General features: G+C 71.0%; 23 protein-coding genes and 2 pseudogenes. 11 read left to right on the plus strand and 14 right to left on the minus strand.

Going from position 1 to position 21,180, the window contains the following annotated elements; all coding sequences use genetic code 11:
- Positions 1-20: 20 nt before the first annotated feature.
- Both KGS77_RS15090 and KGS77_RS15095 read right to left on the minus strand, forming a co-directional pair.
- On the minus strand, positions 21-1,478 hold the full coding sequence (locus tag KGS77_RS15090; protein WP_242581691.1) for an aldehyde dehydrogenase family protein: 1,458 nt from the start codon (positions 1,476-1,478) through the stop codon (positions 21-23).
- Between the two features lie 66 nt (positions 1,479-1,544).
- Positions 1,545-2,408, minus strand: a complete 864-nt coding sequence (locus tag KGS77_RS15095; protein ID WP_242581693.1) for a helix-turn-helix transcriptional regulator — start codon at positions 2,406-2,408, stop codon at positions 1,545-1,547.
- A 313-nt stretch (positions 2,409-2,721) separates the two neighbouring features.
- Between KGS77_RS15095 and KGS77_RS15100 the strand changes: the two genes are divergently transcribed.
- Positions 2,722-3,288, plus strand: coding sequence for an ATP-binding protein (locus KGS77_RS15100; RefSeq protein WP_242581695.1), 567 nt, complete (start codon positions 2,722-2,724; stop codon positions 3,286-3,288).
- Between the two features lie 46 nt (positions 3,289-3,334).
- On the opposite strand, the gene KGS77_RS15105 is transcribed toward KGS77_RS15100, so the two are convergent.
- The 5 genes and pseudogenes from KGS77_RS15105 to rpmG form a co-directional block, all read right to left on the minus strand.
- Positions 3,335-3,574 (minus strand): DUF397 domain-containing protein, encoded by a 240-nt coding sequence (locus tag KGS77_RS15105; protein WP_242581697.1) that lies wholly within the window; start codon positions 3,572-3,574, stop codon positions 3,335-3,337.
- 147 nt (positions 3,575-3,721) lie between these two features.
- Positions 3,722-3,958, minus strand: a complete 237-nt coding sequence (rpsR, locus tag KGS77_RS15110; protein WP_242581699.1) for a 30S ribosomal protein S18 — start codon at positions 3,956-3,958, stop codon at positions 3,722-3,724.
- 349 nt (positions 3,959-4,307) lie between these two features.
- Positions 4,308-5,635 (minus strand): annotated as a pseudogene (locus KGS77_RS15115) (GTP-binding protein).
- Positions 5,635-5,889 carry a type B 50S ribosomal protein L31 gene (locus KGS77_RS15120; protein WP_242581701.1) on the minus strand — a complete coding sequence of 85 codons (255 nt, stop codon included), beginning with the start codon at positions 5,887-5,889 and terminating at the stop codon, positions 5,635-5,637. The pseudogene KGS77_RS15115 and the gene KGS77_RS15120 overlap by 1 nt, the downstream one beginning before the upstream one ends.
- A gap of 5 nt (positions 5,890-5,894) precedes the next feature.
- Positions 5,895-6,059: a 50S ribosomal protein L33 gene (gene rpmG, locus KGS77_RS15125; RefSeq protein ID WP_242581703.1), complete on the minus strand. Its 165-nt coding sequence runs from the start codon at positions 6,057-6,059 to the stop codon at positions 5,895-5,897.
- Between the two features lie 51 nt (positions 6,060-6,110).
- Here rpmG and rpmB point away from each other — a divergent pair, with 51 nt between their 5' ends.
- Together rpmB and rpsN are read left to right on the plus strand one after the other, a co-directional pair.
- The gene (rpmB, locus tag KGS77_RS15130) at positions 6,111-6,347 is read left to right on the plus strand and encodes a 50S ribosomal protein L28 (protein WP_242581706.1); all 237 of its coding nucleotides are present in this window, start codon (positions 6,111-6,113) and stop codon (positions 6,345-6,347) included.
- A complete protein-coding gene (rpsN, locus tag KGS77_RS15135; protein WP_242581708.1) occupies positions 6,347-6,652 on the plus strand; it encodes a 30S ribosomal protein S14 in 306 nt (101 codons plus the stop codon). Before rpmB ends, rpsN begins: the two co-directional genes overlap by 1 nt.
- 155 nt (positions 6,653-6,807) lie before the next feature.
- Here the strand turns inward: rpsN and KGS77_RS15140 are convergent, their stop codons facing one another.
- From KGS77_RS15140 to KGS77_RS15150, 3 genes are all read right to left on the minus strand, one after another.
- Positions 6,808-7,002, minus strand: a complete 195-nt coding sequence (locus KGS77_RS15140; RefSeq protein WP_242581711.1) for a hypothetical protein — start codon at positions 7,000-7,002, stop codon at positions 6,808-6,810.
- Positions 7,003-7,131: 129 nt separating this feature from the next.
- Positions 7,132-7,977 carry a nitrilase-related carbon-nitrogen hydrolase gene (locus tag KGS77_RS15145; protein WP_242581713.1) on the minus strand — a complete coding sequence of 282 codons (846 nt, stop codon included), beginning with the start codon at positions 7,975-7,977 and terminating at the stop codon, positions 7,132-7,134.
- 228 nt (positions 7,978-8,205) lie between these two features.
- On the minus strand, positions 8,206-8,973 hold the full coding sequence (locus KGS77_RS15150) for an alpha/beta hydrolase (RefSeq protein ID WP_242581715.1): 768 nt from the start codon (positions 8,971-8,973) through the stop codon (positions 8,206-8,208).
- 398 nt (positions 8,974-9,371) lie between these two features.
- On the opposite strand from KGS77_RS15150, the gene KGS77_RS15155 reads away from it, so the two are divergent.
- The 6 genes from KGS77_RS15155 (at position 9,372) to KGS77_RS15185 (ending at position 15,168) form a co-directional block, all read left to right on the plus strand.
- Positions 9,372-10,565 (plus strand): crosslink repair DNA glycosylase YcaQ family protein, encoded by a 1,194-nt coding sequence (locus KGS77_RS15155; RefSeq protein ID WP_242581717.1) that lies wholly within the window; start codon positions 9,372-9,374, stop codon positions 10,563-10,565.
- A gap of 172 nt (positions 10,566-10,737) precedes the next feature.
- Positions 10,738-12,447 (plus strand): bifunctional 3'-5' exonuclease/DNA polymerase, encoded by a 1,710-nt coding sequence (locus KGS77_RS15160; RefSeq protein ID WP_242581719.1) that lies wholly within the window; start codon positions 10,738-10,740, stop codon positions 12,445-12,447.
- A 144-nt stretch (positions 12,448-12,591) separates the two neighbouring features.
- Positions 12,592-13,320 carry a YafY family protein gene (locus KGS77_RS34625; protein WP_277994228.1) on the plus strand — a complete coding sequence of 243 codons (729 nt, stop codon included), beginning with the start codon at positions 12,592-12,594 and terminating at the stop codon, positions 13,318-13,320.
- 112 nt (positions 13,321-13,432) lie between these two features.
- A complete protein-coding gene (locus KGS77_RS15175) occupies positions 13,433-13,864 on the plus strand; it encodes a nuclear transport factor 2 family protein (RefSeq protein WP_242581721.1) in 432 nt (143 codons plus the stop codon).
- A 455-nt stretch (positions 13,865-14,319) separates the two neighbouring features.
- Positions 14,320-14,562, plus strand: coding sequence for an alpha/beta hydrolase fold domain-containing protein (locus tag KGS77_RS15180; RefSeq protein WP_242581723.1), 243 nt, complete (start codon positions 14,320-14,322; stop codon positions 14,560-14,562).
- A gap of 120 nt (positions 14,563-14,682) precedes the next feature.
- Positions 14,683-15,168, plus strand: coding sequence for a hypothetical protein (locus KGS77_RS15185; protein ID WP_242581725.1), 486 nt, complete (start codon positions 14,683-14,685; stop codon positions 15,166-15,168).
- 98 nt (positions 15,169-15,266) lie between these two features.
- On the opposite strand, the gene KGS77_RS15190 is transcribed toward KGS77_RS15185, so the two are convergent.
- Positions 15,267-15,869 (minus strand): TetR/AcrR family transcriptional regulator, encoded by a 603-nt coding sequence (locus KGS77_RS15190; protein ID WP_242581726.1) that lies wholly within the window; start codon positions 15,867-15,869, stop codon positions 15,267-15,269.
- A gap of 101 nt (positions 15,870-15,970) precedes the next feature.
- Between KGS77_RS15190 and KGS77_RS15195 the strand changes: the two genes are divergently transcribed.
- Positions 15,971-16,747, plus strand: coding sequence for a spheroidene monooxygenase (locus KGS77_RS15195; protein WP_242581727.1), 777 nt, complete (start codon positions 15,971-15,973; stop codon positions 16,745-16,747).
- A 106-nt stretch (positions 16,748-16,853) separates the two neighbouring features.
- Positions 16,854-17,240 carry a RidA family protein gene (locus KGS77_RS15200; RefSeq protein WP_242581728.1) on the plus strand — a complete coding sequence of 129 codons (387 nt, stop codon included), beginning with the start codon at positions 16,854-16,856 and terminating at the stop codon, positions 17,238-17,240.
- Positions 17,241-17,389: 149 nt separating this feature from the next.
- On the opposite strand, the gene KGS77_RS15205 is transcribed toward KGS77_RS15200, so the two are convergent.
- The 3 genes and pseudogenes from KGS77_RS15205 to KGS77_RS15215 all read right to left on the minus strand — a co-directional run bounded on the left by KGS77_RS15205 (position 17,390) and on the right by KGS77_RS15215 (position 21,180).
- The gene (locus KGS77_RS15205; RefSeq protein ID WP_242581729.1) at positions 17,390-18,310 is read right to left on the minus strand and encodes an arylamine N-acetyltransferase; all 921 of its coding nucleotides are present in this window, start codon (positions 18,308-18,310) and stop codon (positions 17,390-17,392) included.
- 152 nt (positions 18,311-18,462) lie between these two features.
- Positions 18,463-20,146, minus strand: a pseudogene (locus KGS77_RS15210) (hypothetical protein).
- Positions 20,143-21,180 (minus strand): ABC transporter ATP-binding protein, encoded by a 1,038-nt coding sequence (locus tag KGS77_RS15215; RefSeq protein ID WP_242581730.1) that lies wholly within the window; start codon positions 21,178-21,180, stop codon positions 20,143-20,145. Before KGS77_RS15215 ends, KGS77_RS15210 begins: the two are co-directional and overlap by 4 nt.

Genomic DNA, 21,180 nt, shown 5'->3' on the forward strand with positions numbered 1-21,180 from the left:
GCGCGCCGGGGCCCGCGGGCTCAGAAGGGGAACGAAGTACGGCCGTGCTGGATGGAGATCCACTTCTGGGTGGTGAACGCCTCGACCGTGGAGTCCCCGTTCAGCCGCCCCAGGCCCGAGTACTTCTCGCCCCCGAAGGCGATCAGCGGCTCGTCGTGCACCGTGCCGTCATTGATGTGGATCATGCCGGTCTCGACGCGCTGGGCGACCCGCGCGCCGCGCTCGACGTTGCCGGTGTGTACCGCGCCGCTCAGCCCGTACGGAGTGTCGTTGGCGAGCCGTACGGCCTCCTCGTCGCCGTCGAAGGGGACCAGCAGCACCACCGGGCCGAAGATCTCCTGAGCGTGCAGGGCGGAGTGCGCGGGCAGGCCGGCCAGGACGGTCGGTTCGACCAGGTTGCCTTCCGTACGGCCCCGTACGAGCGCCTCGGCGCCCTCCGCGAGGGCCTGCTCGACCAGCGCCGTCAGCGCCTCGGCCTGGAAGGCGTTGATCAGCGGGCCGATCTGGACGTCCGGGTCGGCGGGGTCGCCGGTGCGCAGCGTCTTGACCTTGGCCACGAACTTCTCGGTGAACTCCCGCTCCACCCGGCGGTCGACCAGGATGCGGTTGGCCGCCATACAGACCTGGCCCTGGTACACGAAGCGGCTGAAGACGGCGGCGTCGACGGCGTAGTCGATGTCGGCGTCGTCCAGGACGATCAGCGCGCTGTTGCCGCTCAGTTCCAGGATCACGCGCTTGAAGTGGCCGGCGCACACGGCGGCGACATGTCTGCCGACCTTGTCCGAGCCGGCGAAGGAGATCACCTTGGGCACCGGGTGCTCTATGAGCGCGTCACCTATCTCGGCGATATCGGTGATCAGTACGTTCAGCAGGCCGGCCGGGAGACCGGCGTCCTCGAAGATCTTGGCGATCAGTCCGCCGCCGACGACCGGGGTGTTCTGGTTGGGCTTGATCACCACGGCGTTGCCCAGCGCCAGCGCCGGGGCCACCGACTTCAGCGTCACCAGGAAGGGGAAGTTGAAGGGGCTGATGACGCCGATGACGCCGACCGGCAGGCGGTAGACGCGGTTCTCCTTGCCGTCGACCGGGGAGGGGAGGATACGGCCCTCGGGGCGCAGCGCCTGCTGTATCGCCTCCCGCAGGAACTCCTTGGCGAGGTGGACCTCGTACGCGGCCTTCAGGCGCGTACCGCCCAGCTCGGCCACGATCGCCTCGGCGATCTCCTCCTCACGCTCGTCGACGATCCGCAGCACGCGTTCGAAGACCAGCCGGCGGCTGTAGGGGTTCGTGGCGGCCCAGTCGCGCTGTGCCCGCTCGGCGGCCCGGTACGCCCGGTCCACCTCTTCCACACCGGCGACGGTGATGGAGGCGAGCTTCTCCTGGTTGTAGGGGTTGAAATCGATGATGTCCCACGAGCCGCTGCCGACGCACCACCGGCCGTCGATGTACTGGTAGGCCAGGTCGGCGAAGAAGGACATGGCATCCCTACTCTGTGTCCGTACGGCTCCTGCGGGGGCGTGATCCGGCGCCATCCTACCGAGCGGTCACGTCAGTTGGAGCAGGCCGCGCAGAAGGTCCCGGGACGCGGCGGGACTTGGGCTGTCCTCCTGGAGCCGCGCCATCACCCGCCCGTACTGCCTGACCTCCTCCGCCTTGTCCAAATACAGGGCGCTGGTGAGCTGTTCGAGATAGACGACGTCGGAGAGGTCGGACTCGGGGAAGCGCAGCATCGTGAAGGCGCCGCTCTCGCCCGCGTGGCCGCCGAAGTTGAACGGCATGACCTGGAGGCGGATGTTCGGACGCTCGGAGATGTCGATGAGGTGCTGGAACTGGGCACGCATGGTGGCGCGGTCCCCGTACGGGCGGCGCAGCGCGGCCTCGTCCAGGACACAGTGGAGCTGCGGGGCGCGCTCGGCGACCAGCAGCTTCTGGCGCTCCAGGCGGAGCGCGACCCGGCGCTCGATGTCGGCGGCGGGCGCACCGGGCAGGCCGCGCCGTACGACGGCGTGGGCGTAACCCTCGGTCTGCAGCAGACCGTGCACGAACTGCACTTCGTAGGTACGGATGAGGGAGGCGGCGCCCTCCAGGCCGACATAGGTCTGGAACCAGCCGGGCAGCACATCGCCGTAGTTGTGCCACCAGCCGGCGACGTTGGCCTCACGGGCCAGCGCCAGCAGCGCGGTGCGCTCCTGCTCGTCGCTCACACCGTAGAGGGTGAGCAGGTCCTCGACGTCCCGTGCCTTGAAGCTCACCCTGCCCAACTCCATGCGGCTGATCTTCGACTCGGACGCGCGGATGGAGTATCCGGCCGCCTCGCGGGTTATCCCACGGGATTCGCGCAGCCGCCTGAGCTGCGAACCCAGCAGGATGCGCCGCACCACAGACCCGCTCGACTCACTTGCGGACACCTTTCAGACCCTCCCGTGGCCCTCCCCGTCCAACAGTGCGCCGCAGTCTGCCATGCCCAGGCTTCGTTAAGTGCTCATGCGGTTACCGAGATGGGAGGCCGGCGGAACCGCTCCGCAAGAACACGTAGGAAGAAATACGCCCGAAAGACCATGTGCCCCAGCAAAAGCCTCGCGTGCACGTGCATCTGCCCTTGCATCTGGCGTACGCATTCGTAACCATGGGCGTCGCACACATGCACGCTCGTGAAAGATCCGCCAGATCCGGCTGACCCGGCCAGGGTCGTGACGTCCGCGAACGCCAGGAGTGCCTCGCATGGGGACCAGGGGATTGACCATGCTCAAGCCGTTGTGGCAGGGCCTTCCTCCCGGCGACCCCATGACCCTCTCAGGATCCGCCTCCTGCCCTTTGCAGCCACGGTACGAGTCGGTGCGCGGCGCCCGGCAGTTCACCCGCGAGACGCTGCGGAGCTGGGACCTGGACGAACTGTTCGACGGAGTCGCCCTGGTCGTCTCCGAACTGGTCACCAACGCGCTGCGGCACGCGGACACGGCGGGGGCGGGAGCCGACGGGGGGACGGGGGGACGGACCGGCGGGGCGGGGGCAGCGTGCGGCGAGGCGGGTGCGGGAGCCGGTGAGGCGGGAACGGCGGGCGGCGAGGCGCCGGCCGCGCGGCTTCATCTCATGCGCTGGTCCTCGCGCCTCATATGTGCCGTACGGGATTCCAGTGACGCCTCCCCCGTGGCCGCGGAGGCGGACGACACCGCGGAATCGGGGCGCGGACTGCACCTGGTCGACTCCTTCAGCGACAGTTGGGGCTGGCACCCGCTGGCCGGGGAGCCGCACGGCAAGGTGGTCTGGGCACTGTTCCGGCTGCCGTAGCGGGACGGGGCGGACGGGGCTGGGCGGACACGGCGGGGCGCCGGCGTCAGTCCCGTATGAGATGGTCGAACTCGCCGTCCTTCACCCCGAGGATCATCGCCTCGACCTCGGCCGGGGTGTAGATGAGCGCCGGCCCGTCCGGGAACCGCGAATTGCGCACCGCCACCTCCCCGCCGGGCAGCTTGGCGAACTCCACGCACGAGCCCTGTGAATTGCTGTGCCGGCTCTTCTGCCACGCGACCCCGTGGAGGTCCGTCGCGGCCATGCCGTTGAATGCGTGGGGCACAGGACTCTCCCGGATAGAACGCGTGACAACTGCCCGGGATCATAACGTCGTTCATGTGCAGATGCATGAACAGATGCACGTGCACGACGGCGCGTACCTGCCTGATCACGGTGAATAACACACGTTCACCTCCCCGGCGGCCCGCCGTCACCTGGATCCGTACGGCAGCAGCGCCATTTCCCGGGCATTCTTGATCGCCCGGGCAAGCTGCCGCTGCTGACGCGCGGTGACATGCGTCACCCGGCGGCTGCGGATCTTGCCCCGGTCGGAAAGAAACTTCCGCAGCAGCTCGGTGTCCTTGTAATCGATGTACGTGACCCCCGCCGCGTCCAGCGGGTTGGGACGGTACACGGGCGTACGGCGAGGATCGTGGCGACGGGCCATGGGGCGCTTCCTTACGGGGCGAGGCGGTCAAGTGGGAGCCAGGTGGTCGGGTAGGGCTAAGGCAGCCGAGCAGGGGACGAGGCGGGTTAGCAGAGGATGAGGTAGGCGGCAGGGAATGAGGTAGGCAGCAGGGAACGAAATGGGCAAGTAGGGGAACGCCCAGGATCGCGACCAGCGAAAGCCCAAGCCAGGGTTGCGACTAGCGAAAGCCCAGGCCAGGGCTGCGACCAGGGAAACCCCAGGGGCACGACCAGGGAAACCCCAGGGTTGCGACGCCGCTTGTCCGCAAGGGATCACGGGCAGAGCCGGGTAGGGGCGAGACCGGCGAAACGATCCGCCACCCCCACCCTCAGGAGACCGGATCCAGCAGCTCGTCGAAGGCGTGCGGCAGCCGCTGCCACTGCGCCGGGCCGCCCGCGTACTCCGCGTCCGTCAGCAGACAGGACTCCAGCAGAGCGGTCAGCCCCTCCCGGTCCAGACCGGGCGAGGTGAAGACCAGATGCTGCGCACGGTCCCCGTGTTCCGCGTCCCAGTCGAGCGCGGCGGCGGCCCGCCGCATCGGTGGTACGAGTTCCCATGCGGCGTCCGGCAGCGAGGCGAGCCAGGGCCCGGCGCTCTCCACGCACAGCGCGCCGCCCGCCGCGTCCCAGGACAGCAGCGTGTCCGGCCGGTCGGCGAGCCAGAAACGGCCCCGGCTGCGGGCGGCCACACAGACGAGGTCCTCCAGCGCCGCGTACAGCCGCCCGGGGTGGAAGGGCCGGACCCGATGCCATACGAGGGTGGCGACCCCATGGGCGTCGGCCTCCTGGGGGAGCAGCGCGCAGGCCGGGTGCTGGCGGCCGGCCGCCGCCTCCACGTCGAATCCCGCGAGCGCGGCGGCGGCCAGTTCCTCGGCCGGCTTCCCGGCCGGCTCCCCGAGGGCGACCGGAATCCGCCGGGCGGTCGGATGCAACTGGGAGAGCAGCTCCAGGTCGGCCGGATCGGCCACTTCGGCTGCTTCGGCTGCTTCGGCCGTCTCGGCCGGCCCGGTGAGACCGGCCGCCTCGGACAGACCGGCTGCGTCGGCTCGCCGTACCTCCCACGCCCCCCGCCCTCCGCCGCTTCCCCTTGCACGACCGCGAGCACCGACGCGTACTCCAACTGCCGCGCCCAGGTGTCCGCGACCGTCCGCCGGTCGGTGGGGGCCGCGGCCAGCCCGGCTTCCGTCAGGTCGTCGCCACAGCCGAGGTAGGGCAGCAGCAGCGCCGGGTCCACGGCCGTGATCACGCCGGTCAGCGCGAGCGACTCGCCGCCGTACGCCGTGAAGACCTCGGCCATCGCCTTGGGCTCGACCGAATCCCACAGTTCGACGACGGCCAGCCGGCAGGTCCGGCCGGCGGCGAGCCGCTCCAGTTCGGGCACCAGGTCTTCGCGCAAGGCACAGCACGCGCAGTCGTTGACGAGCGGAGCCTCGCCCGCGTCCAGGACTCCCCCGGCGTCGCGGACGGTTCGCCGTACGGTGCCCTCGGTGGCCGAGGAGAGGTCGTGATGCAGGGCTACGCTGCCGGGCACGGTGTGCAGCAGCCGTTCCACGACTACCCGGCGGGCGTCCGCGTGCAGCCCGCCGACGATCGCCACGGACAGCCGCCCGCCCCCGTCGCCCCCTCGGAGCCGCTCCCCCTGCTCGCGCCGCTCCATCAGCGGGTCCCGTGCTTCCCGTACCGGCGTTCGAACCGCTCGACGCGGCCCGCGGTGTCCAGTACCCGCGCCGTCCCTGTGTAGAAGGGGTGGCTCGCCGAGGAGATCTCGACGTCGATGACGGGGTAGGTGTTGCCGTCCTCCCACCGGACCGTCTTGTCGCTGGTGGCGGTGGAGCGGGTGAGGAAGGCGAAGCCGGCGGCCCGGTCGCGGAAGACGACCGGCCCGTAGGCGGGGTGGATTCCGGGCTTCATGGCGTTCAGCGCTCCTCTCGGAAGGTGACGTGCCGGCCGGCGACCGGGTCGTACTTGCGCAGTTCGAGGCGGTCGGGGTCGTTCCGGCGGTTCTTACGGGTCACGTACGTGTAGCCGGTGCCTGCCGTGGACCGGAGCTTGATCACGGGTCGTAGTTCGTTGCGGGCCATACGGGCTACTATACAGAAATGGTTTCCATTTTCATTAGGAGGTGCTGAGCCTTGTCGGCCCACTGCCAGCTCACCGGACGCGAGCCCGGCTTCGGAAAGACCGTCTCCCACTCACACCGCCGCACGTCCCGGCGCTTCGACCCCAACATCCAGCGCCGGCGGTACTGGCTGCCGAGCGAGGGCCGCACCGTACGGCTGACGCTCAGCGCCAAGGGGATCAAGACCGTGGACACGATCGGGATCGAGGCGGCCGTCGCCCGGATCCGCGCACGCGGAGGAAAGGTCTGATGGCGAAGAAAAGCAAGATTGCGAAGAACGAGAAGCGGCGGGCGACCGTCGCGCGCTACGCGGCCCGGCGGGCACTGCTGAAGGCCGTCATCCGCAACCCCCGGACACCCGAGGAGGAACGCTTCGCCGCACAGCGCGAACTGGCCCGCCAGCCGCGCGACGCCAGCGCCACCCGCGTACGCAACCGCGACGGCGTCGACGGCCGCCCGCGCGGTTACCTCCGCGCCTTCGGCCTCTCCCGCGTACGGCTGCGCGAGCAGGCGCACGCCGGGTACCTGCCGGGCGTCCGGAAGTCGAGCTGGTAGCGACGGACACGGGCTCCAGCGACGGACACGGGCTCTTGGGCCCGCCCCGGATCGGCTCCCGGGCGGGCCTACTCCGCGCCTACTCCGCGCCTACGCCGGGCCTACGCCGTGACCGGCGGGCTTCACGACGCTGCCCCCGGCCCCGGCGGCGTGGTTCAGAACTCGTCGGTGTCGAGTTCGAAATCGAAAGGAGCAGGCAGCTTGATCGTCTTGGAGATCTGCACCGCGGTCTCGCGCGTATAGCGCGTGCCCGAAGGCTCATCGAAGGCGTCCTCGACCGACGCGGCCGTGCTGCCGTCACTTCCGTCACCGGCCGTTCGCGGTTCGCGCTCTGGGGCTGCCAATGCCACTGGACCTCCTCCGTGCGGAGCGACACTGTCAGCGTAGGCGACGTTGTGCGGGCGTATCGGGTGCGCGTCACTCGATCGTGTGTGCGGTGACGTTTCCGCTGGGAGCTTGCCGGATGAATCGCCGGCGACTCAGTGGTCGCCGCCCTCGTCGATCAGACGCCGGACCTCGCGGGCGATCAGCCCGAGGCGGGCCTCGGCGACCAGGGGGACGGCGCGGCGCTGGCGGCGCGCCTCGGAGAGGTCGATGTCGACGGTGACCAGGGCCGGTTCCCACTTGGGGGCCTGGGCGACGACCGCGCCGCGCGGATCCACCACCCGAGAGCCGCCCCAGAAGGACGCCCCGTTCTCGTTGCCGATCCGGTTGACGAACACCAGCCAGCACTGGAGCATCCGCGCCGTATAGGAGAGCAGGGTCTCCCAGTACAGGCAGGTGTCCATGGCCTCCGGGTCGAGACTGGCCGCGCTGTTGGTCGGTACGAACAGCACCTCCGCGCCGTCCTGGACCGCGAGCCAGGGCAGCACCGGCTGCCAGGCGTCGTTGCAGACCAGCGTCGCACCCCGGCCGCCGCTGGGCGACTTGGTCAGGTCGTACGCGCGCAGGGTCTGCCCCGGACTGACGTGCTTGCGCTCCTCCCAGGCCAGGTAGTTGGGGAGGTAGAGCTTGCGGTGGGCGTGCAGCAGCCCGCCTTCGGCGTAATAGGCCGAGGTGTTGTGCGCCCGCAGGCTCGTGTGCTCGTGGAAGCCGACGAGGACGTCGGGGCCCATGACGCTCAGGCCCAGGAGGCGCGGGTCGTTCGACTCGATGGAGGTGTCACGCCGCAGGCCGCCCAAGTGATAGCCGTGCAGACTCAGTTCGGGGAAGACGACGAGGTCCGCGCCCTGGGCTGCCGCGGCATCGATCTGCTCGCGGGCGACGACGAGGTTCTCCTCCACATCGCCGAGGACACAGTCCGTCTGCGCCAGCGCCACCCGCATCGCCCACACCTCGCCCTCAGACTCAGCAAAATATTTGCCACCTTTGCGGCTTTTGTCGCTTTCGCTGGGGACCATGCTGCCAGAGGTCGGGGGACGGGCGCAGGCGGAGACGGTACGGGTGGACATGGCGCGCTATGTGTCACGTGGCGGACGTGGCACGGGTGACGTGGGCTGATGACGTGGGCCGATGGCGTGGGCCGATGGCGTGAGCTGATGACGTGCTGGGGCTCAGTCCCGGAGGAAGTCCTCCACCGCCGTGGCCAGGGCCACCGGCGTCTCGTGCGTCGGGAAATGGCCCGAGCCCGAGAGGGTGACGATCTCCGCGTCCGGGTACGCCGGCTGCCAGGTGGCCCGTACGAGCTGGGCGGACACCGCCAGGTCGTACTCGCCGACGATCAGCCGTACGGGGACGGGCTGCTCCTTGAGGGCGTCCGCGACCGCCTGCGAGAGATCCAGCGGCTGCCAGTCGGCCAGATAGGCGGCGTGCGCCTCCTGGCGGGAGATGTCCACGGAGTGCCGGACCATCCGGTCCAGCCATACGCGGCTCGCCCGGTGGCCGGTCACCAGATCGATGATGGTCCGGCGTTTGCCGGGGTCGGCCGGTGCGCCGTAGAAAAGGGCGCGGGTCTGCTCGTCCATCTCGTACGGGACGGCGGGCAGCGGGGCGATGCCGACCAGGCGCGTCACCCGGTGCGGCGCGCGGACCAGGACCTGCTGCATGGCCTTGGCACCCATGGAGTGCCCCACCAGGGAAAACCGCTCCCAGCCGAGCTGATCGGCCAGGGCCAGCGCGTCCCCGGCGATCTCGGCGAGGTCGTAGCGGCCGGGGACGTACTTGCGGTCCCCGTATCCGCGGTAGTCCATGAAGGCGTACGTGAAGTCCTCGCGGTCGAGGAAGTCCAGGACCGATCCCCAATTGGCGGAGGTACCGAACCAGTCGTGCAGGACGATCACGTGGCGCGGGCCTGAACCGACGGTGCGGTGCGCGATGGCCATATGGGCGACTCCCTTGTCTGCCTGGTCCGGTGTATACCGGCTGCTGTGCCGGGTCCTGTCTCGTCTGCCGTGTTCTGGTGTTCTGCTTGGCTCTGCTCGGTCCTGCTCGGTCCTGCTCGGTCCCGCTTGGTCCTGACTGGCCCTGACTGGTCCTGCTTGGTTCCGCTTCGCTCTGCCTAGCCGGTCCGGCCGGTTCCGTTCGTCCGGCACGCCGGTGATCAGTGCGCTCGGGGCCGCATTGTCCCCCCGTACACGCGGGCCGGGTAGGACCGGGAACCGGCCAATGGCGTGCGCGGCGCGGGCGCGGAGGAGCGCGTGACAAGCCCCGACACCACCCTGAAAAACCATCAGGACAGCAGGTCAGGGCGATTGTCAGTGGCGGGGTGTGCAATGGGTCCATGACGGGGTGCAAGAAGGTCACTTACGAACAGGTGCTGGCCTGGCGGCTGCGGCAGCAGGGCCTGGCGCCGCGGACGGACGCTTCGGCGGCGGAGATCGTCGGGCGGCTCGCGGGAGTGCAGGCGCAGGTCGCCTCGTCCGCGGAGCTGGCGGTGGCGACCCGGCAGCGGAAGCCGGCCGCGGGAGGTCGGACGGCGGCCGGTTCGGCTCAGATGACGGCCGGTTCGGCGCAGGGGGCGTCGGCCTCGGGCGTACGGGAGGGGCTGGCGGCGCGTTCGCTCGTCAAGACGTGGGCCATGCGGGGCACGCTGCATCTTCTGCGGGCGGAGGAGGCGGGTGCGTACCTCTCGTTGCTCGGAGCCGCCCGTACGTGGGAGAAACCGGCCTGGCAGAAGGCGTTCGGTGTCAGTCCGCGGCAGGTGGCGGCCATGGGGGAGGCCGTCGAGGAGATCCTGGACGGGCGGGTGCTGACCCGGCAGGAGCTGACGGACGCGGTGCTCGCGCGGGACGGGCTCGACGGGCTGGGCGAGCAGCTCGCCTCCGGGTGGAGCACCGTGCTCAAGCCGCTGGCCTGGACGGGACGGCTGTGCCAGGGGCCGGCGCAGGGACAGAAGGTGACATTTGCGGCCCCGCGCTCATGGGTGCCGGGCTGGGGCGGGATACCGGATCCGCAGGAAGCGGCGCGCGTGGTGATACCGGCGTATCTGCGGGCCCACGGTCCTGCCACTCCGGCGGCGTTCGACGCCTGGCTGCTGCGCGGGGCGACCCGTAAGCCGGTGCTGCGGGGCTGGTTCGAAGAACTCGGGGACCAGCTCACGGAGGTCGAGGTCGACGGGGAGCGCGGCGCGTACGTACTGGCCGAGGACGCCGACGCGCTGGCCGCCACGGACCCCTCGCGGGAGGTGCGGCTGCTGGCCGGCTTCGATCAGTACGTACTCGGCCCCGGCACGGCCGACACCCGGCTGATCGCACCGTCCCGGCGCAAGGCGGTGAGCCGGGCCGCGGGCTGGATATCCCCGGTGGTGGTACACGGGGGCCGGGTCGTGGGGGTGTGGGAGTTCACGGACGAGGAGGTGGTCGTGACGTTGTTCGAGGAGGCGGGCGACGTGCCGGCCGACGCCTTGGAGGCGGAGGCCGCCCACCTGGCGCGCTGTACGGGCCGGGACCGGACCGTGGCCGTACGCAAGGACTGAGCCGTACGCAGCGGCTGAGTCGTGCGCGAGGAGTCGAGTCGGCCGTACACAAGGGCTGACCTGCCCTTTGAGCGCTCCGGGCAGGGCGGGCGAAACGGGGCCGGTGGGGCCGAACGGGGGTGTGGGGAGTTTGAGGCGGGGCGTTGTCAGACCTCGGTGCGAGACTCACCGCATGAGGTGGGCGGTGGCGGAGACGGGCGACGGGGGTGCTCGTCTCTGCCCGCTCACCCCGGACGGGCGGGCCGCCGGGCCCGTGCTGTGGGAGCCGAGCCTGGTCGAAGCCGTGCGGTCGCGGCCCGAGGTCGAGCGGTGGGTGTGGCGGTCCACCGCGACGACCTACCGCCCGCTGCTCGCGGCCGGGGTGCGGGTGCGGCGCTGCTATGACGTCGAGGCCGCCGAGGCCCTGCTCATCGGGCACGAGGAAGGGCAGTACGGCCAGCCCCGCTCGCTGGCCGCCGCCTGGGCACGGCTGCGCGGGCTGCCGGTCCCCGACGATCCGCCCGTGCGCGGCGCCGAGACCCAGCCCTCGCTCTTCGAGCCGGGCCCGGTGCCGCTGCCCCCGGGGACCGACGAGTTCACGGCGCTGCTGGAGGTGTACGCCGCCCAGGTGGCGCGTACGGAAAAGGCCGGGCACCCGGACCGGATGCGGCTGCTGCTCGCGGCCGAGTCGGCGGGAATGCTGGTCGCGGCCGAGATGGGCCGGGCCGGGCTGCCCTGGCGGGCGGATGTGCACCGCCGGCTGCTGGACGGCCTGCTGGGCGAGCGCTATCCGGGCGGGCTGGAGCCCCGGCGGATGGCGGAGCTGGCCGAGGAGGTCTCGCGCGCGTTCGGCGAGGGCGTACGGGTACGGCCCGACCTGCCCGCCGAGATCGTCAAAGCCTTCGCCCGCGACGGCATCACGCTCACCTCGACCCGGCAATGGGAGCTGCGCTCCATCGACCACCCGGCGGTCGCGCCCCTGCTGGAGTACAAGAAGCTCTACCGCCTCTACACCGCCCACGGCTGGACATGGTTGCAGCAGTGGGTGCGCGAGGGCCGCTTCCGCCCCGAGTATCTCCCCGGCGGCGCGGTCTCCGGCCGCTGGACCGCCAACGGCGGTGGCGCCCTGCAGATCCCCAAGGTGATCCGCCGGGCCGTGGTCGCCGACCCGGGCTGGCGCCTGGTGGTCGCCGACGCCGACCAGATGGAGCCGCGGGTGCTGGCCGCGATCTCCCGCGACCGCGGGCTGATGGAGGTGGCGGGCAGCGGGGAGGACCTGTACGCCGACCTCGCCAGGCGCGCGTTCAAGGGTGACCGCGACCGGGCCAAGCTCGCGCTGCTCGGCGCCATTTACGGCCAGACCTCCGGGGACGCCCTCAAGTACATGGCCGATCTCCGCCGCCGCTATCCGGCCGCGGTGGAGTACGTGGACGAGGCGGCGCGGGCGGGCGAGGAAGGCCGGCTCGTACGGACCTGGCTGGGCCGCACCTGCCCGCCCGCGTCCGTGACACCGCCCGAGGAGGCGGGCCTGCCGCAGGAGGAGGCACCGGCCGCCGCGTACGGCAGCACGGCCGCGGCGCGGGCCCGTGGCCGCTTCACCCGTAACTTCGTCGTCCAGGGCAGTGCGGCGGACTGGGCCCTGCTCATGCTCGCCGCCCTGCGCCGGTCGCTGGGCGGGGACGGCGGCGGGGCGGGACCAGGGGCCGTGGCAGGAGGCCGGGCCGAGCTGGTCTTCTTCCAGCACGACGAGGTGATCGTGCACTGTCCCGAGGAGGAGGCTCCGGCGGTGGCCGAGGCCATATCGGCGGCTGCCGCGCTTGCGGGCCGGATCACGTTCGGCGAGACGCCGGTCCGCTTTCCGTTCACCACGGCCGTGGTGGAGTGCTATGCCGACGCGAAATGACGGCGGCAGCTCGGTACGGGCAGCGCTCAATGCGGGCGGCACTCAATGCGGGCCTCGGGTCAGGGCAGGAGCCCAGGGTGAGCGGTGGCGTATGAGGGAGGAAGGGAAGACGCGAGGGAAAACAGACACAGGAGGAGCGGGGGAATGAACCGTACGGACCGGCTGTACGCACTCGTGGAAGAACTGCGGGCCGCGGCACCCCGGCCACGCAGTGCCCGCTGGCTGGCCGAACGCTTCGAGGTCAGCACACGCACCGTCGAACGCGACCTGAGCGCCCTTCAGCAGTCCGGCGTGCCCATATACGCCGAGCCCGGGCGCACCGGCGGCTACACCCTGGACCGGCAGCAGACCCTGCCGCCCCTGACGATGACGGCGGCGGAGGCCACCGCCCTCGCGGTGGGGCTGCACGCGCTGGACGGCACGCCTTTCGCCGAGGCGGCGCGTACGGCCCTGCACAAGGTGCTGGCGGTGATGCCGGAGAGGGAACGGGCGGCGGCCGACGCGTTCGCGGCACGGGTCGGGCTGATAGCCCCCGAGGAGTCCCGGGCGTCCGTACCACGCGCCCTCCAGGAAGCGCTCTCCGAACGGCGGGTGCTGCGCCTGGAATACGCCGACAAGGGCGGTCAGTTGACCGGCCGTACGGTCGAGCCCCTGGGGTTCCTGGGCGGCAACACGGGGGAGCACTGGTACCTCATCGCCTGGTGCCGGCTGCGCGAGGCGGTACGCGGCTTCCGTACAGACCGCATACGGGCCGTACACCCACTGGATGAGACGGCACCACCGCGCGACTTCGACCGGTCACTGTTCGAACGGGAACTGGGTGCGCTGGGGCACGGGATGACCGCGCTCCCCTCACTCGGCGGCAGACGCTGAGAACACTGCGAACACTTCGGGGACGGCTCCGAGGAGAGAATCCGGAACCGATGTGGATCTCCGGCAAAACACCGACAGGACGGTGTCGGTGCTGCCCTGAAGAGTGATCCCCATGAACAACGCGTACCTTTTCGAGCAGTGGACCGCGATGTGGAACGGCCGTCTGGAGCTGGCCGACCGGATTCTCTCCCCGGACTTCCGTATCCACTTCGGCTCGGTCATCCCGGCCGCCGACACGGATTCCTTCCGGGGCCCGGATGACCTGCGGCGTTTCATCGCCGCACACCGCGCGGACCGCCCCGGCCTGGAGTACCGCGTGGAGGGCGCACCGGTCGTCGACGAGGCGACCGTCGTCCAGCGCTATGTCGCCGTACGCCCCGGCGCGGAGGCGGTCAGCGGCATGGACATGCTCGCAGTCGAGGACGGCCGTATCACCGAGGTCTGGTCCCTCACCGGAGACCGGTTGTTCGCCACCGCCGCTCCCGCCGCGACCGGCACTCCTGCCCCGGCCCCGGCCCCTGCCCCTGCCCCTGCCCCTGCGTGACCTGACCCGCTCGGCCCGCCCCCTGCTTGCCCGTACCCCACCATCCGTAGCCCGAGGAGGACCGGCCATGTACGTGGATCCCCAACTGATCCCGGTGCTCGACCGGCTGCCCCCGGCCGGCAACCCGTACGACGACATCGAGGCCACCCGCCGGAACGTCTCCGCGCTGATCGGGCGGCGGGCCGACCGCTCGGGCGTCACCAGTGAGCGCTTCGAGGTGCCCCGGCCGGACGGCACCTCGTTGTCGGTCGAGGTCTACCGCCCGGACGGAACCGGCGGACGGGAGCCGTCCGGCCAAGAGCCGTCCAACCAGCAGCCGTCCAACCAGCAACCCCCCAACCAGCAACTGTCCGCACAGCGACCGTCCCCGCAGCAACCGTCCGCGCAGGATCTCTCAGCCCGGAAGCCGCCCACGCACGGCGGCCCGCTGCCCGCCGTCCTCCACTTCCACGGCGGTGGCTTCGCCTACGGGCGGTCCGCCCCCGGCGTACGTCGTGGTCTGCGACCTCGATCCCCTGCGGGACCCCGGCCTGGCCTACGCCCGCCGCCTGATGGACGCGGGCGTGCCCGTCACCGTACGCAACGTACCCGGCGCCTGGCACGGCTTCGAGCTGTCCGCCCCCGGAACCCGGCTCGCCCGCGCCATGATCACCCACTGGCTCACCGACCTACGCGCCGCCCTGCATCCGCCCCTGTGAGCCGCTCCTCAGACAGCCCACACAGCTCACGCAGCTCATGCAGCCCACGCATCACCCTCTTGAGCGGCGCGACGGCTGTGTGCGAGGCTCGGACGATTTCACTCGGGCGGTGCGGTGGGAATGGACATGAGCCTGGTGCGGGCCGCGATCGGCCCGGAGAGTGATGCCGTTGCCGACGGCTCCGGCACCTATGTCTGGATCGATGCCGATGTCCCTGGCCAGCCCGTGCTCTACATCGGGAAGTCGGACAACCTCAGGCGGCGGACAAGCGATGAACGCGTCTGGACCGAGCAATTCCGGGATGCCCGCCGCCGCGGCCACTCGGTTTGGTACGCGGCGGGGTGCGGGCTCTCGCCGGTCCTCGCCGCTGCCCAGAATGCCCAGGTGCTGACATGGCCGATGGAGAAGGCGCGTGCGGTGGCCACCGAGACCGCACTGATCCGCCTGGCGGCGATGACCGGAGGGACCCCTCCGGCTCAGGGTGCGGGCTGGGGCTGGGGGCGCGGCGACTGCTCCGACAGCTCCCACCCGGTGCAGGTGCTGCTCAACACCTGGTTCGATCCGGGCCACGCCGTAAGCATCCTGGTCGAGCGTGCGACTCGCTGAGCGCGCGACTGACCGCGTCCGCTGCGTCCAACCCCCACCTCCGTAACCCTCCGCCTCTGTAACCCTCCACCTCAGTAACTCTCCACCTGCGTAACCCTCTAACCCTCGCCGACGGTCGCCAGCAGTCCGCGGGTGAGCCGGGTCATGGCTGCCACCAGGACCTCGCGGGGCTGGTCCGGGCGGTCCAGCCACCACAGGGCGAGGCCGTACAGGGAGCTGCGGATCGCCTCGCCCAGCGGTTCCAGTTCTTCCTCCGGGATCCCGGGGGCGAACTCCCGCAGCAGGGCCATGTCGGTCTCACGCTGTCGGCGTTGCAGTTCGCGGTGGAATTCCTGCACCTCGGGGTCGCCGGTGGTGTCCCGGAACAGCAGCCGCCAGGTGTACGGGCTGCTCTGGACGTACCCGAACCACGCCTCGTACATGGCGCGCATCCGGGTGTCGAGATCGCCCGCGCCGTGCAGCAGCCGGCTCATGGGGGCGGCTGCCAGTTCGTCGCGGTGGCGTTCGAGCAGGGACAGGTGGAGTTCCTGTTTGGAGTCGAAGTACCGGTAGAGCATCGGCTTGCTCAGGCCGGACTCGGCCGCGATGTCGCCGATGGTCGTGCCCGCGTAGCCGCGCTCGGCGAAGAGCCGGGCGGCGGTCTCCTCGATGCGGGCGCGGATCTCGGCGCGTGCGGCACGGTTGCGGTCGATTTGGCTCATTCGCCTCGCCTCTGCGGCTACGGGAGCGGATACTGTGTGGTGTACCACGCAGTATACGGGCTAGTAGCTCCGCTGGATAAAGTCGAAGAACGGGGTGCAACGTGATCGTTTCCGTGCATATCGCCGATGTCGGTGTCCGCTCGGTCGCAGGTGTGCTGCGGCACCGTCCACAGCCCGGGGCACTCAAGGCGTACGGGCCTTCCGGGCTTCGATACGGCGAGACCCTGCTCACCGGCCGCATCGCTGCCGGTCCGCCCCGCCTGGTCCCGGGCCGTGCCGCCCTCCTCGCCGCCTGGGAGGACGATGCCGCGCTCGACCGCTTCCTTACCGACCACCCGCTGGCCCAGCGCCTCGCCTCCGGCTGGCACATACGGCTGCGTCCGTTGCGGATCGCCGGCTCGTGGGGCCCGATGCCCGTCGAGATCGCGCCCGAGGACGCGGCGGAAGCCGAGGCGGAGGAGCCGGTCGCCGTCCTCACCTTCGGCCGGCTGCGGCTCCGCCGGGCCGTACCGTTTCTGCGGGCCAACTCCCGGGCCGCCGGACGGGCCGCCGCCTCCCCCGGGATGATGTTCTCCGCGGCCCTGGCCCGGCCACCGCGCTTCGTCAGTACGTTCTCGGTGTGGCGCAGCGCCCGTGCGATGAACCAGTACGCGTACGGAACCGCCGAGCCGGAACACATCGACGCGGTCAAGGACGACCGCTCGCAGCCCTTCCACCACGAGAGCGCGTTCGTGCGCTTCCGCCCGTACGGGGAGTGGGGCACTCTGGACGGCCGACGGCCACTGGCGGACGCCGCGGCTGCGGTCACCGCGCGGTCCGGGGCGGCGGAGGGAGTGCGGCGGGATGAGCGAGGGTGCCGGGGAATGCGGAGAGTATGAGGGCCGCGGGAAGTATGGGAAGCGCGTTGAGTACGGACAGCGCGGGGAGTATGGACAGCGTCTTCAGCCTGGGGAGCGTCTTGAGTCCGGGGAGCGTCTTGAGCGGGTGAATCCGCCGCGGCTCTCTCCACCGACCGGTTTCAGCCATGCCGTACGGGCCGCGCCGGGTTCCACCGTGGTCTTCCTGGCCGGGCAGACCGCGCTGGACGGCGCCGGACGGATCGTCGGTGACGGCCTCGTCGAACAGTTCGAGCAGGCACTGACCAATCTCCTGACCGCCGCCGAAGCCGCCGGGGCCGGCCCGGCCGACCTGGCCAAGCTCACCGTCTTCGCCGTGGACGTGGCCGATTACCGCCGTCAGGCGCCGGCGCTGGGGCGGGTATGGAAACGACTGGTCGGGCGTGACTACCCGGCGATGGCCGTGGTCGGGACCACCCGGCTGTGGGACGAGGCGGCGCTGGTCGAGATCGAGGGGATCGCCGTCATCCGCTGAATGCCGGGGGTGGGGCCGGGGTGGGGCCAGGTGCCGGTGCCGGGCGTGGGTTCCAGGTGCCGGATGCCGGATGCCGGGTGCCCAGGTGGCTGATGCCCGGGTGCCTCAAGGTTCAGGTGCCTCAAGGTCGGCACCCGGCGAGCGCGACCTCACGCCTGCGAGTTGTACTTCACCAGCGCGTCCGCGTCCCGCTCGTCCAGTTCGACGCCGAACTCCCCCGCCAGCACGGCGGGCAGTTCCTCCGGGGCCACCTGCCGGACCTCGTCCGCGTGCCCGGGGCGGCTCAGCGTCAGCTCCGTACCGATCAGCGACCGCCGCACCTCGGGTCCCGGCCGCAGCACCACCGCCCGCCGTATGAACGGCGAGCGCGGATGGGTGGAGATGTAGTGGTTGAAGACGCCGTAGTCGACCGGGAAGCGTTCCTCCGACCCGAAGGCGTACACGTCGAGCCAGCCGTCCTCGCGGGCGGAGCGCAGCACCCACGGTCCCTGTCCGGGCCCCTGCTCCCGTACGAGGCCGAATGTCCAGACGCCCTGCCGGGACTCGACGCCTTCGCGCAGCGGGAGCGGGGCAAGCAGCGCCTCGCCGCCGAAGCCGACGTCGGTGATCCACTCGCCACCGTCCGCGCCGTCTCCGCCGTCTCCGCCGTCTCCGCCCTCCCCGCCGTCCCGGCCGCCCCCATTACCCCAGCCGCCCCTGCTGTCCCGGAATGTCACCTTCAGCAGCGCATGGGTGACCGGGCGGAGCTTGCTCTCGCCCATACGGACCCGGGCGGCCAGGCCCGTGACCCGGAAGCCGAGACGTTCCAGGGCCGCCGCGTACAGGAGGTTCTGCTCGTAGCAGTAACCGCCGCGCCGCCGGCCGACCAGCTTCTCCTGGAGGGCTTCCAGGTCCAGGACGATCGGCCGCCCCAGTACGACATCGAGGTTCTCGAAGGGGATCGCGGCAACGTGCGCGGCGTGCACCGCCCGGAGGGTGTCCGGCGTCGGCTCGCGGTCCCCCTCGTAGCCGATACGGGCGAGGTAGGCGTCGAGATCCAGCCGTTCCCCGCCCCACACGGACTCGGTCATGACATGTCCCGTTTCCTGTTTCCTGGTCGTCATTTGCTGCTTCGTGTACGGCTTCGCTGAGTACGCCGAGTACACCGGGTACGCCGAGTACGCACATGCGACCGCTTGTGCGATGCGTCAACGTCAATGTCAACATCAACGTCCCCGAAACCCTACGAGAAGGACACGGACCGCCGCACCGCCCCGGCTCCGCACACCGTCCCCGTCAGCATCACCAGCGCGAGCGCGGTGACCAGCAGTGGCGGGAGCGCGGCCGGCTGCCCCGCGAGCCGGGTGGCGCCCATGTAGTCCAGCGGTGCCAGACCGTTGGCGACGGCGTACCACAACGGCAGGTACAGGGCCTGGAAGAGCCGGTGCGTACGGGAGAGGGAGCCCAGCGCAAGCGCCAGCGAGGGGATGAACAGCGCGCCGCCACACCAGGACGCCACACCTGGCCAGTCCGCCGCCGCCACGAGCCGTACGAGCGGTGCGGCGCCGGCCACCGCGGTCAGCAGGAACCCGGCCCCCATTCCGCCAGCGCGCGACGGCGTACCGACGGATACGCGCCGAGCAGGGCCTGCACACCGTTTTCATGGCTCTGGGTCCCCAGCCGGGACCAGATCAGTACGGGCCAGATCCAGGCCGCGGGGAGCACCACCCGTACCGCTCCGGCGCCGGGCACCAGCAGCCCGGCGAGCGTGATCACCGCGGCGCCCGCCCACCACCACCAGGCGACGCCCTGGAGAAGGATGCGCAGCTCACCGAAGAGCAGCCGCTGCCCGGCCGTGTGCCATGCCGGTCCGACCGGATGCACCGCCAATGCGTTGGTGCGCGCCACCGATCCGTCTGTACGCCATGCCGATGCGCTCGTACGCCACACCGATCCGCCGGACTCGCCCGGTTCACCCAAGCCGTACGACTCCCTCAAGCCATACGACTGCTCCAAGCCGTGCGACTGCTCCAGGCCGTACGACTCCCCCGCGCCGCCGCCCCGCAAGCCCCCGCGCGCCGGATCGAACCGCCCGAACCACAGCACCGGCAGCAACGCCACCACCGCCGCCGCCAGCACCACCGCCAGCCGGCTCAGTACGAACCCGGTGTCCGGCGTAAACCCGTGCCACTCGAATGTGTGCAGCGGTTCATCAAGGTAGGTGAATCCCAGACTGAACTCGCCCTTGGCACCGCCGTGCTGGGCGATCAGGTCGTCCCGCATGGTCCCGAGAGCGCCCCGCAAACCGATGCCGCCGAGCGGCGCGTCGGGCCGCTGCCCGCCCAGCACCAGCGCCATCCAGCAGAAGAACCACAGCACGTTGCCCAGTCCGCCGCGCAGCACGGGGACCGCCTCGGACAACAGCGCCACGGCGGCGGTCACCACCATCAGCGGCAGCGTGATCAGCACGAAGGGCTGGAGCAGCGCGACCACGTCGACGGCCGTGGCCTCCCCCGGGCGAGCTGCATGACCAGCGCGGTCACCACCAGCACGGCCACCATCGAGGCGAGCACCAGCACATTGCTCAACAGCTTGGCCGCGAGGTAGGCGGTGGTCCGCAGCGGCGTGGCGGCCAGCAGCCGCCCGACGCCGGACCGTTCGTCCCGGGCCAGTGCGTTGCGTACGACGTAGAAACCGCCGAGCGAGAGCCACAGGGCTCCGGCCAGCGCGGTGGCCACGCCGACGTACGCGCTGTTGTACGTGCCCCGGAATTCACCTATCTGGAGGATGACCCAATGCGAGTCGGGCTTCGGTACAGCCAGATAGCCCAGGCCCACGGCGGCCAGCAGCGTCACGGCGTACGCGGGCCGCCGCACCCGGTCCCGGAAGTCGCCCAGAGCGAGGCCGCCGAGTGCGTACGCCCTCACCGGGTCACCGCCGTCCGCGTCGCCCCCGCCGCCCGAGTCGCCCCCGTCGTCCGAGTAACCCCTGCCGTCCCCCGCATCTCCGCCATTCCCGCCGCCCCCGTCATCCCTCGACGCGCGCCACCGGTGTCCCCTTTCGTGTAAGCGCCCCCTTTCCTGTAAGCGTCCCCGCCCGCGTACGTATGGATCACCGCGAGATAGGCGTCCTCAAGGTCGGGCGTCAGTTCTGCGGCCCCCTCATAAGGCCGCTCCGGGGACAGCAGCCGGATACGTATCCCTTCCGCCGTACGTACCATCCGACTCACCACGTAGCGTGCCTGCACGGCCGCCACGTCCTCCGGCCCCACGAGCACCTCCCACACCTGCCCCGCCACCTCGCGCAGCAGTTCCTCGGGCGTGCCGCGGCGCAGCAGCCGGCCGCCCGCCACGACGGCGATGTCCCCGGCGACCGACTCGATGTCGGAGACGATATGGGTGGAGAGCATCACCACGCGGTCGGCGGCCAGTTCGCTGAGCAGGTTGCGCAGCCGTACCCGTTCCTGCGGGTCCAGTCCGGCGGTCGGCTCGTCCACGACGATCACCCGCGGGTCGGCGAGCAGCGCCTGCGCGATGCCGACCCGGCGCAGCATGCCGCCGGAGTACTTGCCCAGCGGTCGCTTGCCCGCCTCGGTCAGGTTGACCAGCTCCAGCAGCTCCTGGATACGGGCGCGTGCCGCGCGGGCCGGGACCCCCTTGGCGGCGGCGAGGTAGGACAGGAACTCCCGTGCCGTCAGGTTCGGGTACACGCCGAAGTCCTGCGGGAGGTAGCCCAGGGCGGCGCGCAGCGCGCCGGGCCGCCGGGTCACGTCGGCACCCTCGTACAGGAGTTGGCCGGAGGTGGGGCGGGTGACCGTGGCGGCGATCCGCATCAGGGAGGACTTGCCCGCGCCGTTGGGGCCGAGCAGCCCGATCATGCCCGGCCCCAGGCGCAGGGTCATGCCGTCCACGGCACGCTTGCCGCCGCGGTAGACCTTGGTGACGTCGACGAGTTCGAGCAC

Origin of the sequence: Streptomyces sp. MST-110588, from assembly GCF_022695595.1 — a bacterium.
In the GTDB taxonomy this organism is placed as follows: domain Bacteria; phylum Actinomycetota; class Actinomycetes; order Streptomycetales; family Streptomycetaceae; genus Streptomyces.

What these genes read in the sequence shown, in the direction of transcription:
- KGS77_RS15205 (WP_242581729.1), bottom strand. Translation starts at nt 18,310, where the DNA reads ATGACCGAGTCCGTGTGGGGCGGGGAACGGCTGGATCTCGACGCCTAC.
- KGS77_RS15150 (WP_242581715.1), bottom strand. Translation starts at nt 8,973, where the DNA reads ATGGCCATCGCGCACCGCACCGTCGGTTCAGGCCCGCGCCACGTGATC.
- rpsR (WP_242581699.1), bottom strand. Translation starts at nt 3,958, where the DNA reads ATGGCCCGTCGCCACGATCCTCGCCGTACGCCCGTGTACCGTCCCAAC.
- KGS77_RS34625 (WP_277994228.1), top strand. Translation starts at nt 12,592, where the DNA reads ATGAACCGTACGGACCGGCTGTACGCACTCGTGGAAGAACTGCGGGCC.
- rpsN (WP_242581708.1), top strand. Translation starts at nt 6,347, where the DNA reads ATGGCGAAGAAAAGCAAGATTGCGAAGAACGAGAAGCGGCGGGCGACC.
- KGS77_RS15185 (WP_242581725.1), top strand. Translation starts at nt 14,683, where the DNA reads ATGGACATGAGCCTGGTGCGGGCCGCGATCGGCCCGGAGAGTGATGCC.
- KGS77_RS15090 (WP_242581691.1), bottom strand. Translation starts at nt 1,478, where the DNA reads ATGTCCTTCTTCGCCGACCTGGCCTACCAGTACATCGACGGCCGGTGG.
- rpmG (WP_242581703.1), bottom strand. Translation starts at nt 6,059, where the DNA reads ATGGCCCGCAACGAACTACGACCCGTGATCAAGCTCCGGTCCACGGCA.
- KGS77_RS15160 (WP_242581719.1), top strand. Translation starts at nt 10,738, where the DNA reads ATGAGGTGGGCGGTGGCGGAGACGGGCGACGGGGGTGCTCGTCTCTGC.
- KGS77_RS15145 (WP_242581713.1), bottom strand. Translation starts at nt 7,977, where the DNA reads ATGCGGGTGGCGCTGGCGCAGACGGACTGTGTCCTCGGCGATGTGGAG.
- KGS77_RS15120 (WP_242581701.1), bottom strand. Translation starts at nt 5,889, where the DNA reads ATGAAGCCCGGAATCCACCCCGCCTACGGGCCGGTCGTCTTCCGCGAC.
- KGS77_RS15190 (WP_242581726.1), bottom strand. Translation starts at nt 15,869, where the DNA reads ATGAGCCAAATCGACCGCAACCGTGCCGCACGCGCCGAGATCCGCGCC.
- KGS77_RS15175 (WP_242581721.1), top strand. Translation starts at nt 13,433, where the DNA reads ATGAACAACGCGTACCTTTTCGAGCAGTGGACCGCGATGTGGAACGGC.
- KGS77_RS15155 (WP_242581717.1), top strand. Translation starts at nt 9,372, where the DNA reads ATGACGGGGTGCAAGAAGGTCACTTACGAACAGGTGCTGGCCTGGCGG.
- KGS77_RS15100 (WP_242581695.1), top strand. Translation starts at nt 2,722, where the DNA reads ATGGGGACCAGGGGATTGACCATGCTCAAGCCGTTGTGGCAGGGCCTT.